Raw genomic sequence first — 13747 nt, 5'->3', positions numbered from 1 at the left:
CCCTATGAGATGTGCCTGCAATAAACGACCGATCAATGCTTATGGGTCAACGGCTACCCCGATATATGGCTTTAATGGTAATTAAGAAGTATTTCGATATTTGTCAATTTATGGGGGGATTTGGTGGGCTGGGATCGACGGATTGAATCTCGACGAGGCGGATGGATCGCCAGTTGACCAGCATCGTGCGGCCGTCGGCCAGGTGAAGCTGCTCGACCTCGCAGCGGAAGACCGCCTGGGCGACCCGTCGGCGCAGCTCCGCCGGATCGGTATCCGCCGGCAGCGGATAAGCCTGCCCGTCGATCACTATCTGCACTCCCACCACCCAGCGGTCGCACGTATGTTCGACGATGGCAAATGTCGGGGTGGCCTGATCGGGGGCAGTGGCTGATCCGGGACGGCTCCCGATCACGGACGGATCTTGGGGCGGCTCCCGATCGGTGCGCGCCGATGCCGGGGGGCGCCGCGCGGAGACGGTCGGCCGTCCCGGATCGTTCTGGTACGCAGGGGTGTGTTCGCTGACATGCGGGGCCCCGCTGGGCGCCTCGACCCAGCGGCCCCGCGCGGCCGCTGGGGAGTATGAGCGGGCCCGAGCGGGAAGATGAGCATGGGTTGGGAGGGAATGTGAACACCGTCCATGGTTCTGCGCTGGCAGTGTCGCGCACACCGCTCGCCCGGGTCTTCGACGACGCACTGGTCAGCGCGGGCGCCGGTGCGGACGTCGGCGAGCGGGTACGGGCCTTCGTCGATCTCGCCCGTCGCTATCAGCAACCGGGCCGCTACTATCACACTCTGCGTCACGTTGCGGAGGCCACGGCCGCCCTGCGGGTGCTGGTCACGGCCGAGCGGCAGGCCAGCGACGCGAAACTCGCGCCCGCCTGCATTCTCGCCGTCTACTTCCACGACGCGGTGTACGACCCCGACCTGGCCGACAACGAAGGGCGCTCGGCCGAGCTCGCCGTCCGGGTCCTGCGAGATCTGGACTGCCCGCCCGAGATCGGGGACACCGTCGCCCGCCTGGTGCTCGCGACCGCGTCCCATGGGTCGGGTGCACCAGGTTCATCCGGCCGTGGTGAGGCCCTTGTCAACGACGCGGACCTGCGGACCCTCGCGCGCGGGCCGGCCGCCTACGACCTTTACGTCCGCCGGGTGCGCCGCGAGTACGGTGCCGTTGACGAGGGGCGGTGGCGGGTCGGCCGGGCGCAGGTGCTGCGCCGTCTGCTCGACGGCCCCCTTTACTCCACCGGATGGGCGCGGCGCCGGTGGGAGCCATCCGCCCGGCTCAACCTGGGCCGTGAGCTGGATGCCCTGACCACCCGCGCTCCCGGCGCGCCCCGCTCGGACATCATCAGCGGCTCGGACGTCCGTCGCGGTTCGCGGACCATCCACGGTTCGGAGGCCGTGTGAGCGTCGGCGGCCCGCTGGGGCTTGGACACCGACCGAGGCGCGGGGACCGACGTCGACGCAGGGTGGGCTGACCGGGCTGACCGGGCAGTGCGCGCGACGGGTCGTCTGCCTGGCCGATGGGGCGGGCCACCCGGCTCCGGCGGGTAGTACCGGGCCCAAGCCGTCGCCAGCACGCAGGCCAGCAGCAGCCCGCTGATGACCGGGCCGGCGCTGAAGTCGGTGGGGGTCGGCTCCAGGCCTGGCCAGGTGATCGCATACAGCCCCAGGGATGCGGCGCAGCCTGTGCCGGTGGTGGCAAGGTGATGACGGCGTAGACCCGGTATCCCGACCAGCCCGGCGGCTCCGGCGGCATGACCCAGAACGGTCACCCCGAGCAGGATCCCGGCGACCCACCACACCGCGCTCGCGGGTAGCCAGTCCAGCAGGTGGGTGTCCCCATTCCAGCGGTAGCGTTCGCCCGGCGTGCCCGTCGGCGCACCCGGCCAGACCAGGAGATGGACCAGTCCGAAGCACAACAGCACGGCTGCTCCGCTGGCTGTGTAAAGCCGGCGGAGCAGGTCGATGACGACGGGATGGTCAAGGAGGCGAGTGGTGGTCACGGCGCCCCCCACCCCGACACCTGCCGTCCCCAGGCCTGGGCCGGTGGGATGGTCGTGGACTCCACCGTGTCCATGTCCGCCGGCTCGATCCCGACTGGACACGGATCCGGCCCGGAAAGCCCCCGCTCCGACGCCCATCGAGGCCCGGATCGCGGTCTGGCCAGTGGGCCGGAGTGACGGAGCATGCTCACACCGGCCGACGTGGCCGCCGTACTCGATGTGGCCGCCGTACTCGATGTGACAGACGCGCGTGCGGCGACGGGCGCGCGGGAGAGGACGGAGGCACGCGATGTGAGGGCCGCTGCGGGCGGTACGGCAGCTCCCGATGAGGTGGCTGTGCCCGTGCCCGTGGAAGCGGTACCTGAGGGTGGCCCATGGGCACCCGGATGGGCGGCGGCTGTTCGGGGTGTGACGGCTGTTCCGCGGCCGGCGGTCGCTCCGGGCGCCGTCACCGCGGGAGGGGCTGTCACGGGAGGGGCTGTCACCGCGGGAGGGGCGAAGGCCCTGGGCGTGACGATGGTGCCTGGCACGGAGGTGGCCTGGGGCGCGGTGGGTGCCTCGGTGAGGGCAGTTGCCCCGATCGTCGTCGCGGCCCCGAGCACGGCGGCACCGAGCACCGGATCGAGTTCCGCGGGGACCGCTCGCAGATCCAGCAGGCAGCACCCCTGCTCCACCCGGCCGAGAACGGCCGGGTCACCGTCGCGCAGCGGTGCCGCGATCAGCGCGTCCAGGGCCACCGCGGCGCTCGGCAACTCGGTGCCGTACCTGCCGTACGCACCGACCTGACCGGAAGGGAAGCCGGACGTTCCGGGTACGGAACCGGCAACGCCCCCGCTGAAGCTCGCGGCGAGAGCCTCGTCGACGCACGCGCGGCTGGCCACGGCGGACGCGGCGATCCCGGCCTGACGCAGCCAGCCGGCGAGCCGCTCCGCTCGCACGACAAGCTGCTCCGGGCGAGCGCGCAGAGCCTGGCGGATCGGCGGATCGTGGCGCAGCGTCGCCTCGAGGGCGGCGAGGGTGAGCTTGCCGACCTGGTGCGCACGGGACAGCGGATGGCGCCGGATCCGGTCGACCATCCCGGCGTGGCCGAACAGCAGGCCGCACTGAGGGCCGCCGAGCAGCCTGTCGCCACTCGAGAGGACCACTGCCACGCCCCAGCCCAGCCAGGTCGTGACATCCGGCTCGTGGATCAGGGACGGCTCCGGATGCAGCAGCCCGGACCCACAGTCGCCGATCAGCGGAACCCCGAGATCGACGCACAGCGCGGCGAGATCACCCACGGTGGGGCGGTCTGTGAACCCGACCATCTGATAACCCGTGGTGTTGACCCGCAGCACGACGCCGGTCTGGGGACCGATCGCCTGGGCATAGTCACCGAGGGTGGTCCGGTTGGTGGTGCCGACCTCACGCAGCCGGGCGCCGGTGGCGGTCAGCAGCTCCGGTAGTCGCAGGCCGTCCGTGGTTTCGCCGAGCTCGCCCCGGCTGACGACCACGTCCCGCCCCGCGGCCAGCGCCGTCACCGCGAGAGCCAGCCCGGCCGCCTCGTTGTTGACGACGTGCACGGCGCCCGCGGCCGGGACCGCCACGGCCAGGGCGTCGAGCGCGCTGCGACCGCGCCGATCGCGCCGACCCGTGGCCAGGTCAAGTTCCAGATCAATGGTGCCGGCGGCCAGGTCGAGCGCGGCGCGGGCCGCCGCGGACAGCGATGCTCGGCCCAGCGCGCCGTGCAGGAGCACCCCCGTCGCGTTGATCACCGGACGGAGGCCGGTGGCCGTGCGGGCACGCGCCGTCGGCGCCGGCACCGGGTTGTCGACACCGCCGCCGTACGCGGGAGAGCCCTGGTCGTCCATCACTTCACGTAAATCTACTGACGCCGAGGGTGATGTCCATGCGCGCGGCCGGTACGAAGGTGTGTCCTTTCGTGTGCTGTCCGATTGGCCAGGTGACGGGAGCGTGAGGTGATGCACCGTATCCGCCGGGCGGGTAGTCTTCGTCCCCGAAGGGGAGTAGCCCCACCGAGCGACCGGCTTCGGCAGTCAGGTGACCGTGATGGTCCACCCGGCCGGAGCGGAGGTTCGTATCGGTTCGTACGTCGACATACTGGCGTCCGTACCGGCCCGTCGAGGACCGGTACGTGGATGCCCGGTGTACGGGCCCGGCTGTGCTGCGGCCGGGTGGGCGAGACCTTCGACACGGCAGGCATGCCGGGTCGAAGGAGTGTCCCCGCTCACGATCCGGCCTGACGAGAGGTCCCGGCGTGAGCATCACCGCGGCATTGGTTACTTTCGGCGTCATCGTCCTCGCGGAACTTCCCGACAAGACGATGGTCGCCAGCCTTGTTCTGGGCAGCCGGTTCCGACCGATCCATGTGTGGGTCGGGGTGGCGGCCGCCTTCCTCATACACGTGACCGTGGCCGTCGCCGCTGGCAGCGCGTTCTCCCATCTGCCGGGCCGCGTCGTGGACGCGATCACCATGGTGCTGTTCATGCTGGGCGCGGTCCTGGTGCTGCGGGAGGGCACTGAGGATGGCGAGCGGGCCGACGGCGAGGAGGCCGACAGGAAGAGTGGCGGTGCGAACCGCACCGAACCCAACCCGGGCGATCGCCCAGGTGGTGTCGGCGAGTCGCCCGGGACCAGCACGGACCCGGACGCCCCCGCGGGCGCGCTGACGTGCGATGAGACGGAGGCGTCGGGAGCGGGGGTCCCGCGATCGGCCGCCGCGATGACGGGCGCCAGCGGGCCGGCCGCTCCCGGCACGGCGACGTTCTGGCCGGTAGCGGTGACCTCGTTCGGGGTCGTCTTCCTCGCGGAGCTCGGCGATCTCACCCAGATCACCACCGCCAACCTTGCCGCCCGGTTCGACTCACCGGTGAGCGTCTGGCTCGGCGCGGTGCTGGGCCTGTGGACGGTGGCAGCGTTGGCCATCGCTGGCGGGCGCGGACTGCTACGGCTCATGCCGATTTCCGTGATCACCCGGATCGCCGCAGTGGCATTCCTGGTTCTGGCCGTGATTTCGGGAATCGAGGTGGTGCGCGGGTAGCCGGCCGGGCGGCCGGCGATGCCGTGGCCAGGCTCATGCGCCCGGCTCCTCCTGCGCGCTGGCCGGGCCGGACCGAACCGGCCAGCGCGGATCGTCTAGGGCAAAGACCAGCACGACATCGGCATCCGAGGAGAAATCGACGAGCCGGGCGCCCACCGGCAACGCGGCCAGGGCCTGCCACACTTCGGCCACCGCCACTCCCTCCGGCGCTATGATCACAAACCGCGAACTCGCCGGGCCATGATCATGGGCGCCGACGGTGGCGTCGGCCGAAGCATCGCCCGGCGGGGGTGCCGACACGCCGTGCCGCGGGGAGGCTGCGAGCGGGCCGCCGAATGCCTCGGCACCGGACTCGAGCGCCTCGACAAGCAGGCCGGACAGGCGCATGGCCTCGTCGGGCGCGAGCTGCAGGGCGGCGGAGAACGTGCCGGGCAGCCGGACGCCGAGAGCGACGAGCCCGGCGGCGGAGCCGGGGTGACTGGCGGGCGGCCGGCCGACCGAGATGGCGGCTCCATCCGACCGGCACAGGAACGTGACGATATCGACGGGGGCAGCGCCGCGGGACCAGGGCGGGTTGATGTCCATGCGACGACGCTCTCACTGCACGACAGGTCGTCCCATCCCGTCCGGCGGGGAGAAATCGGGAAACTGTGGCGGTGCCGGCAGGGCGCCCAGGTGATGAACCGGCGGTGAACCGCTGTGAGGGAGGACGCTTTCCGGTGAGAATCCGGCGGGTGTGGGAGTGGTGTGGTCGGGGTAGGCCGCCACCATCGAGCTTGGCAGAGGCGCGATGCTCGGTGGGGAGCTGTCCGGCCCGTTCCCCACCGTGCCCATGCCATCCGGTCGGGGTGGAGTCATGGAACCACGTGTACGGGTCGAAGTGACTGGGCGTGACACGATCGTCGTGCACCCGGTGGGCGACATCGACTACTCCTCGCTGGACCCGTTGCGTGAGGCTCTGCTCGACGCCCGGGTGGCCGGAGTGCGGGACATCGTCGTGGACCTGGCCGAGGTGAGCTTCCTCGACTCGCAGGGACTCGCGGTCATCCTGTTCGCTCACCAGCGTCAGCGCTCGGCTGGTGGCCGGCTGGCCCTGCGCCACCTGAACGAGGAGACCCATCGCCTGCTGCACATCACCAATCTGAGCACGGTCATCGCCGTCGACGAGGGCGGCCCGGCTGCGGCATCGGGCCTGGCGAGCCGCCGCGGCGCCTGATCGCCGGGCACGTGTCCGCGGATCCGCGCGACCGCGACGCCCAGGCGGATCAGACCAGTCAGGCTGGATCGGCGCCGGAGCCGTTCCAGTGGTAGGACACGTCCCTCGCGTGCTCGGTGAAGCCGAGCCCGGTGTACATCCGCACCGCGCGTTCGTTGTCCTCGTCGACGTACAACAGGACGTCGGCCAGACCCGCGGCTCGCAGGTGATGCAGCCCGATGAGGGTGAGCGCCCGCCCGAGCCCCGCGCCGCCGGAACCGGGCAGCACGCCGACGACGTAGACCTCGCCGATGGGGCCGAGCAGGGCGGGCGGCGTGCCCGGCACAGGCGTCGCGTCGATGTCGTGGACCTTGGTCCAGTGGAAGCCGACGACCTCACCGGCCCGCTCGGCGACGAAGAATCCGCGCGGATCGAACCAGGGCTCCTCCCGGCGTCGGGCCAGGTCGTCCACCGTCCAGCGGCCCTGCTCGGGATGGTCGGCGAAGGCGGTCGCATTGACCGCGAGCCAGGCCTGGTCGTCGCGGCCGGGGACGAACGCCCGCACGGTGACGCCGGCGGGCAGTGTCGGCTGCGGCAGGGGGTCGTGCAGCGGGCGGCGCAGCTGGAACAGCACCCGGGCGCGGGTGAAGCCGAGCCGCCTGGCGAGGGCCGTCGCACCGGGCAGATCTCCGTGCGCCCAGACGTCGAGCCCCGCGGACGGCGACCCGCACGCCGTGGTCAGGGCCGTCACAAGCTGCCGGCCCACGCCGCGGCGACGGCCGGCGGGATGCACCACCACCTCTGCCTGCCGACTCTCCGCCGGGCCGCCCAGGTGTGCATAGCCGACCAGCGGGCCGACCGAGTGGAGCGAGACTCCGGCATCATCGGCCGAGCCGACCGATCGCGGCCGACCGGTCGGCTCGGCGGCGTCCGGCGCCGCGGCCGGCAGGTGGGCCAGCAGATGGCGCCCGGAGCCGACCGGCAGACCCGGGCGCAACATCAACCGGACGTCCTCGGACACCGGCCCGCTTCCGTCGGCCTGCTCAGCGGCGGCGAGCAGGCTCTCGATGTCATCGACGTCCGCGCCGCTGAGCGTCGGAGACCACTCCAGGCGCGCGGCTGGACGCGAGATCGGGGAACTCACCACTCTGACGGTACGGGGGGCCCGCGGTCGATGTCGCGTGATCCCTGCTGCCCGGTGCGGCGAGCCGCGTCCGGCAGCAGGACAGGCGGCACCCGCGTGAGACGCGGGACGCCGCCCGTCGGTCGACCAGGGGGCGAGCGGGCCTGAAACAGGCCTGAACCTGCCTAGACCCGCTCGGGCGTGCGAGAGTCGTCGCGGTCGGCCCGGCCGCCGGGACCGGGGGCGCTGTCGGCCAGTGGTGTGATCGACGGGGCCACGAACTTGTAGCCGACGTGCCGGACCGTACCGATCATCGCCTCGTGCTCGGGGCCGAGCTTCGCCCGCAGCCGGCGGACGTGCACGTCCACCGTGCGGGTGCCGCCGTAGTAGTCGTAGCCCCAGACCTCCTGCAGCAACTGTGCCCGGGTGAACACCCGGCCGGGGTGCTGCGCGAGGTACTTCAGCAGTTCGAACTCCTTGAACGTGAGCTCGAGCGGCCGGCCCCGCAGCTTCGCGGAGTAGGTGGTCTCGTCGACGGAGAGGTCGCCGGACCGGATGACACCGGCCTCGGCGGTGCCGCCGGCGGCGGCGACCCGACCGATGGCCAGTCGCAACCGGGCCTCGACCTCGGCGGGACCGGCGGAATCAAGCACGACGTCGTCGACTCCCCAATCGGCCGACACCGCGGCGAGACCACCCTCGGTGACCAGCGCGAGCAGTGGAGTAGTGAGCCCGGTGGTGCGCAGCAGCCGGCACAGGCCGCGGGCGATGACGAGTTCTCGGCGCCCATCCACCACGATCACGTCGACCGGAGGCGCGTCCAGCAGGGCGCTCGCCTCCAGCGGGGCGACCCGAACCGTGTGCGTGAGCAGCCCGAGCGACGGAAAGGACTCGGCGGAGGGACCGGGGGCGTTGGTGAGCAAAAGGACGACGCTCAAGAGGACTCCTCCAGTGCGATGTGGTGGGGCAGCGTCGACCCGGTGAGTAACTAGATGTCCGGTGCTGGGCGTCGCACGACCGTCATGGGCATGAAACGAAGGCCGGTATGGGGGGAGGATAGCGGAGTGCCCTACTCGGCTCCTACCGTCTACCGGCTCCTGCCGACAGCGGATTCTGAGATTCTGGCCACCCGGCATGATCAAAAGTTTGGCGATCTGCGCGGAGAGTCACAGAGCGTGGTGGCGGTGGTGGTCCATGGCTTTTCCGGCTCACTCTCCCGTCCCATGTTACGTGACGTGACATCCGGATTGCGGCGATATGTAAACGTGCTGGCCATGGACCTGCGCGGCCATGGCCGATCAAGCGGGCGCTGCACGTTCGGCGACCGTGAGGCGCTCGATGTCGATGCCGCGGTCGGCGCGGCTCGCGCACTGGGCTACCTGCGGGTTGTCACCATTGGGTGGTCGATGGGCGGGGCGGCGGCCATCCGGCATGCCGGATTGGCCAAAACTGGTACGCTCTGTCACGGGCATCGCCTCCGGCACCTGCCGGACGCGGTGGTCAGCGTCAGCGCGGCAAGTCGTTGGTTCGTGCGGGACACCTCGCCCATGCGGCGAATCCACTGGTTCACTGAGTCTCCCACGGGCCGTATGGTGGCGCGCGCGGCGTTACGGGTGCGTATCGATCCGGGCGCTTTTGTGCCCGTTCCGCCGTCCCCGTTGGAGGTGGTCGGCGCCCTTGTGCCAATCCCTTTACTGATCGTGCACGGATGCCGGGACCGATATTTCACCCTGGAACACCCGCGCGCCCTGGCCGCGGCCACCGGCGGGCATGCGCAGGTGTGGATTGAGCCCGAGTTCGGACATGCCGAGGCGGGGCTGAGCCCTGGCCTTCTGGATCGCCTGGGAGCCCACCTGGTGAAACTCATCGCGTCAGAGAGCGACGTGGCGGAACCTGAAGCGGTTGAGGGCGGGCATCGTGACCGATGACCAGCTGCCGGCCTCGAAGCTAGTGACGGTCCGTTACTGGGCTGCGGCGCGTGCGGCGGCCGGAACCACCGAGGAGACGCTCGATGCGGCGACCCTCGCCGAGCTGCGGGAGACGATCGCGGCCCGGCACGGCGCAACGCTGGCCCGGCTGTTGGAGCGCTGCTCCTACCTGGTGGACGAGCAACCAGCCGGGCGGCGTGACCCGGCCGCGCTTGCGCTTGCCCCCGGCGCCGTCATCGAGGTCCTCCCGCCCTTCGCCGGCGGTTGAGCCCCGCATCTGAGCGGGGCGCGCCCGTGCGTGGTTGGGCCAGCGGCACGGCGTCTGCCTGGACATGACAGCATGACGGATGTGAGTGCTGGCGATCCCGGACCCGGTGCGGCCACTCGTCCGCGGCCAGCCGCCCCGCCCCGGACGACGGCGCTTGCGGTGTCCGGCGCCGCAGCGCTCGCCGCCGGCCTCGCGATCGCCGCGGCGGCCCTGTCCACCTGGGCGCTCGCCGTGGTCGTCGCCGTGGAGCAGATGGCGCTGGCCTGGGCCTGGGGTCGGACGCTACGTGCCTCACCCGGCACGATTCCGTTGATCGCCGGCTGGTCCCTGATCGGCGATCTCAGTCTGATGCTGACCCATGGTCATCCGTACCACTCGGTCGTCGGGGTCGTTGGTACGGGCGTCGCCGCGGTGATCGTGTATCAGCTCGCGCTCCGCAGGGCCGTGACGCTGCGCGCTCCGGCAGCCACCACGGGCGTGCGGGGCGCCACCGAACCCCCGCGGCCCGCCACCCCGGACGCGGTGACAGCTGCCTCGGACGCGGTGACAGCCGCCCCGGACGGTGCGTCAGCCCGGGAGACCTCGACGGCGCTGGTCGCCCCTTCCGACCGGGTCAGCGCCGAGTTGGTCACCGCCCTCAGCGGGATTGTGCTCGGCCTGCTTTTCACCGGGTACCTCGCGCTGCGCGCCGGACCTGACCGTGCCGGACATGACCTGGACCAGCCGGCCGACATGCTCGCGATCGCCGGGCTGCTCGGCGCGGGCGTGGCAGTCGTGGTGGGCCGGCTGGCGGGCTGGTCGGGGCTGCCGCCGCCGGCGGCCGGGTCGCTGGGAGCGCTCGTCGCCGCCGGGGCCGGGGCCGGTCTCGGCGGGCTTGGCCCGGGCCAGCTGTCCGTCGGCGCTGCTCTCGCGGCCGCGGCGGCCGGCGCCGTCACAGCGGGCCTGGTGAATCTCGTGCTGGTCCGTGCCCGTGGGGACGTGTCGGTCAGCGGTTCAGGCGCTGGCCGGGCCGTGGACGCCTCCAGCACCGAGATCTCCAGCACCGAGATCTCCAGCACCGAGACCTCCGCCGCCGAGCCTCCCGCCGCCGAGCCACCCGGTGCTGGAGCCCCCGGTGCCATGCCCGGTCATGGAGGCCCTGCGTCCGAGGGGCAACGGCGTGGTGCCACGGTAGCCGCGGCCCTGCTCGGCGCGGTTGTGCCGCTGGCCTGTGCGGCTCCACTCGTGTACCTCGTCGGACGGCACCTGCCCGGATGACGCCTCCTGCCGCTGCCACCAGGGCAACGGTCCTCGCCCGGGACGGCATGCGTCCCGGCTCGGGACGCGGTATGTCGGGCCGTGCGGTACCTGTGACCGCCCGGTGGGGGAGATGAGCGGCCGCCCCGGTGGCGGGCTGCGGATCACCATCGTGGTCGCGGTCGTCCTGCTGGGACTGTTGCTCGCGGTCGATCGGATCACCCCGCGGGTGGTGGCCGGCCAGATCGCCACCCAGGCACAGCGCAGCGAGCGGCTCTCCTCGAAGCCGGAGGTGTCGCTCGGGGGCTTTCCGTTCCTCACCCAGGTCGCCACCGGTAACTACCGTGACGTGCGGGTGGACGTGCGGGGCCAGGCCGAGCAGGGGCTGCGGGTCGACCGGCTGCACGCCGATCTCGTCGGCGTCCACGTGCCCCTGGGGGATGTGATCAACGGCGACGTCCGCCGGATCCCGGTGGACCGTCTGAGCGCTCGGGTGGAACTGAGCTTCACCGACATCAATGCCTATCTGCGCAGTCAGGGTTCGGCCGTCACGGTCGGGCCGGCCGGGACGGCGATCCGAGTCTCCGGTTCGCTGAACGTGCTGGGCACCACCGTGGCGGCGGCGGGAATCGCCGGGATCGGCGTGGCGCCGACAGAGGTCACGTTTTCCCCCCATGAGCTCACGGCTCCGGTGGGTACGCCGCTGGGCCCGGCGATCAGTCAGCTGCTGACCGTGCGAGTTCCGGTGGTCGGCCTGCCGTTCAATCTCCGGCTTACGTCCGCGTCCGTCCAGCCTGACCGGATCGTGTTCCACGCTGCCGGCCGGAACGTGGTCCTGGACCCGAACACGGTCGGCCAGACCACCAGCGGCACCGGTCCGGCCGCCTGAGCCTCGCCGGATCGGGAACAGCAGCGGCCGCGCGGCGTTCGTACGTGTCGTGGTCGGTGTGTGGGTACTGCTGGGAGCCGTCGTGCTGGCGGTCGTGGTGGGTGTTGTGACCCGCACCCGGGACGGCCAGTTGCGTCCGGTCCGCCGTCATGCCCGGGGCCCGGTGGATGGTGCGGTCCGGCGTGACCCAGAGAAGGAGACCGGCGTGGCTCCATCCGCACAGGCAGGTCCCGAGCGGGGCGCCGAGATCGCCGCGCTCGGCGAGACGCTGGGGGAGCGGGCGACTCTGCTGCAGTTCTCCTCGGCCTTCTGCGCGCCGTGCCGCGCGACCCGCACCATCCTCGCCGGGGTCGCCAAGGCCGTGCCCGGTGTCCGGCACGTGGAGGTCGATGCGGAGGCGCATCTCGACCTGATCCGTGCCCTGGCGGTGCGGCGCACGCCGACGGTGCTCATCCTCGACGCGGACGGCCGGGAAGTCCGGCGGGCGAGCGGTGCCCCGCCCACGCGCGCCGCGGTGTATGCCACCCTCGCGGAGATCATGCCGGCAAGCGGCGTTAATCGGACAGACGGTGATTCTTCGGAATCATCACCCATCGCTTAACACGGATCACACCATCGCTGCTAACGTGACACGAACCATGCTCCTGATGCAGCTTGTCCGCCGACGTGCGGTGGATCTCTGTCGCGTGCGCAGCTGCCTCTGTCGCCATTCCTGATCGGGCCCCTGCGTCGTGCCGGTGCGGCCGGTCCGGCACGGGCGTGTCCCTCCGGTGATCGGCCTGGTGATCTGCGCAGTCAGGAGAACGTCAGTGGTTGATCCTCGCGGCATGCGGTTCACTGCCGCAGTGACCACGGTGGTGCTTGCCGTGGTGCTCGTCACGGGCAGTGGATGGCTGCTGCTCGCGCAGACGGCGGTGTTTGTGATCGGGGCGTCGGCAGGCGTGCGGAACGCTCCCTATGCCCTCGTGTTCCGCCGGCTGCTGCGCCCGCGGCTCGGGCCGCCGAGCGATCTGGAGGACGCCGCACCTCCCCGGTTCGCCCAGCTTGTGGGCGCGGTCTTCGGGGCGGTGGGAACGGCCGGGTTCCTGTCCGGGCTCTGGGCGCTGGGCCTCGCGGCCACCGCCCTCGCCTTTGTGGCGGCATTCCTCAATGCGGCGTTCGAGTTCTGTCTCGGCTGCCAGATGTATGTGTTCTTTCGTTCTGCTACCGTGAAGGGAGCGCGGGGATGAGCCGCGAACAGGTTCTGGTTGATGCCGCGTGGGTCGAGGCGCACAGCGGGGACCCCAAGGTTGTTCTGATCGAGGTCGACGAGGACGTCTCCGCCTATGACCGTGGACATATTCCGGGTGCGGTCCGGCTGGACTGGAAGTCCGAACTGCAGGATCCGGTCATCCGGGATTTCGTGAACAAGGAGCAGTTCGAGAAGCTGCTGTCCAGCAAGGGCATCGCGAATGACGACACCGTAGTCCTCTACGGTGGGAACAACAACTGGTTCGCGGCCTACGCCTACTGGTACTTCACCCTGTATGGCCACGCGGATGTCCGGCTGCTCGACGGCGGGCGCAAGAAGTGGGAGCTGGACGGCCGCGAGCTGACCGCGCAGGTCGCTCCCCGTCCTGAGACGACCTACGCCGCCAGGGACGCACGCACCGATATCCGTGCCTTCCGGGAGGAGGTTGTCGCCGCGATCGGCGACAAGGCGCTCGTGGACGTCCGCTCGCCGGACGAGTTCTCCGGCCGGCTGCTCGCGCCGGCCCATCTGCCGCAGGAGCAGTCCCAGCGTGCCGGCCACATTCCGACAGCGAAGAACATCCCGTGGGCGAAGACTGCGAACGAGGACGGCACCTTCCGCAGCAACGAGCAGCTGACGGCGCTGTATGCGGAGGCCGGCGTCGACCTGTCCCAGGAGATCATCGCCTACTGCCGCATCGGCGAGCGTTCCGCGCACACCTGGTTCGCGCTGCACGAACTGCTCGAGCTGCCCGGTGTGAAGAACTACGACGGTTCATGGACCGAGTACGGCTCGCTCGTGGGCGTGCCGATCGAGAAGGGTGCGTGAACC

15 protein-coding genes are annotated in these 13747 nt (G+C 71.1%); 10 read left to right on the top strand and 5 right to left on the bottom strand.

Annotated features, from left to right (window positions below; all coding sequences use genetic code 11):
• Positions 1 to 103: 103 nt before the first annotated feature.
• Positions 104 to 307 (bottom strand): hypothetical protein, encoded by a 204-nt coding sequence (locus MXD95_RS11925; RefSeq protein WP_250640654.1) that lies wholly within the window; start codon positions 305 to 307, stop codon positions 104 to 106.
• Between the two features lie 305 nt (positions 308 to 612).
• Here MXD95_RS11925 and MXD95_RS11920 point away from each other — a divergent pair, with 305 nt between their 5' ends.
• Positions 613 to 1407 carry an HD domain-containing protein gene (locus MXD95_RS11920; protein WP_250640653.1) on the top strand — a complete coding sequence of 265 codons (795 nt, stop codon included), beginning with the start codon at positions 613 to 615 and terminating at the stop codon, positions 1405 to 1407.
• A 595-nt stretch (positions 1408 to 2002) separates the two neighbouring features.
• On the opposite strand, the gene selA is transcribed toward MXD95_RS11920, so the two are convergent.
• Entirely contained in the window at positions 2003 to 3856 is a 1854-nt protein-coding gene (gene selA, locus MXD95_RS11915) for an L-seryl-tRNA(Sec) selenium transferase (RefSeq protein ID WP_250640652.1), read from the bottom strand.
• A 407-nt stretch (positions 3857 to 4263) separates the two neighbouring features.
• Here selA and MXD95_RS11910 point away from each other — a divergent pair, with 407 nt between their 5' ends.
• On the top strand, positions 4264 to 5046 hold the full coding sequence (locus MXD95_RS11910; RefSeq protein WP_250640651.1) for a TMEM165/GDT1 family protein: 783 nt from the start codon (positions 4264 to 4266) through the stop codon (positions 5044 to 5046).
• A 33-nt stretch (positions 5047 to 5079) separates the two neighbouring features.
• On the opposite strand, the gene MXD95_RS11905 is transcribed toward MXD95_RS11910, so the two are convergent.
• Positions 5080 to 5631, bottom strand: coding sequence for a frankia-40 domain-containing protein (locus MXD95_RS11905; RefSeq protein ID WP_250640650.1), 552 nt, complete (start codon positions 5629 to 5631; stop codon positions 5080 to 5082).
• Between the two features lie 271 nt (positions 5632 to 5902).
• On the opposite strand from MXD95_RS11905, the gene MXD95_RS11900 reads away from it, so the two are divergent.
• Positions 5903 to 6262 carry an STAS domain-containing protein gene (locus MXD95_RS11900; protein ID WP_250640649.1) on the top strand — a complete coding sequence of 120 codons (360 nt, stop codon included), beginning with the start codon at positions 5903 to 5905 and terminating at the stop codon, positions 6260 to 6262.
• A gap of 58 nt (positions 6263 to 6320) precedes the next feature.
• Here the strand turns inward: MXD95_RS11900 and mshD are convergent, their stop codons facing one another.
• Both mshD and MXD95_RS11890 read right to left on the bottom strand, forming a co-directional pair.
• Positions 6321 to 7385 carry a mycothiol synthase gene (gene mshD, locus MXD95_RS11895; RefSeq protein ID WP_250640648.1) on the bottom strand — a complete coding sequence of 355 codons (1065 nt, stop codon included), beginning with the start codon at positions 7383 to 7385 and terminating at the stop codon, positions 6321 to 6323.
• Between the two features lie 164 nt (positions 7386 to 7549).
• A complete protein-coding gene (locus tag MXD95_RS11890; RefSeq protein WP_250640647.1) occupies positions 7550 to 8302 on the bottom strand; it encodes a response regulator transcription factor in 753 nt (250 codons plus the stop codon).
• A gap of 126 nt (positions 8303 to 8428) precedes the next feature.
• Here MXD95_RS11890 and MXD95_RS11885 point away from each other — a divergent pair, with 126 nt between their 5' ends.
• The 7 genes from MXD95_RS11885 (at position 8429) to MXD95_RS11855 (ending at position 13744) form a co-directional block, all read left to right on the top strand.
• Entirely contained in the window at positions 8429 to 9292 is an 864-nt protein-coding gene (locus MXD95_RS11885; RefSeq protein WP_250640646.1) for an alpha/beta hydrolase, read from the top strand.
• The gene (locus MXD95_RS11880) at positions 9282 to 9560 is read left to right on the top strand and encodes a MoaD/ThiS family protein (protein ID WP_250640645.1); all 279 of its coding nucleotides are present in this window, start codon (positions 9282 to 9284) and stop codon (positions 9558 to 9560) included. Before MXD95_RS11885 ends, MXD95_RS11880 begins: the two co-directional genes overlap by 11 nt.
• 159 nt (positions 9561 to 9719) lie before the next feature.
• Entirely contained in the window at positions 9720 to 10817 is a 1098-nt protein-coding gene (locus tag MXD95_RS11875; protein ID WP_250640644.1) for a hypothetical protein, read from the top strand.
• 112 nt (positions 10818 to 10929) lie between these two features.
• On the top strand, positions 10930 to 11685 hold the full coding sequence (locus MXD95_RS11870; RefSeq protein WP_250640643.1) for an LmeA family phospholipid-binding protein: 756 nt from the start codon (positions 10930 to 10932) through the stop codon (positions 11683 to 11685).
• A 205-nt stretch (positions 11686 to 11890) separates the two neighbouring features.
• Positions 11891 to 12286, top strand: coding sequence for a thioredoxin family protein (locus tag MXD95_RS11865; RefSeq protein ID WP_250640642.1), 396 nt, complete (start codon positions 11891 to 11893; stop codon positions 12284 to 12286).
• A gap of 208 nt (positions 12287 to 12494) precedes the next feature.
• Positions 12495 to 12914 carry a DUF4395 domain-containing protein gene (locus MXD95_RS11860; protein ID WP_250640641.1) on the top strand — a complete coding sequence of 140 codons (420 nt, stop codon included), beginning with the start codon at positions 12495 to 12497 and terminating at the stop codon, positions 12912 to 12914.
• Positions 12911 to 13744 (top strand): sulfurtransferase, encoded by an 834-nt coding sequence (locus tag MXD95_RS11855; RefSeq protein ID WP_250640640.1) that lies wholly within the window; start codon positions 12911 to 12913, stop codon positions 13742 to 13744. The genes MXD95_RS11860 and MXD95_RS11855 overlap by 4 nt, the downstream gene beginning before the upstream one ends.
• The last annotated feature ends 3 nt before the right edge of the window (positions 13745 to 13747 follow it).

The sequence above is a fragment of the Frankia sp. AiPa1 genome, from assembly GCF_023243075.1.
GTDB lineage: Bacteria > Actinomycetota > Actinomycetes > Frankiales > Frankiaceae > Frankia.
The sequence above is the reverse complement of the archived record's forward strand: the minus strand, read 5'-3'. Positions and strand labels throughout refer to the sequence as shown.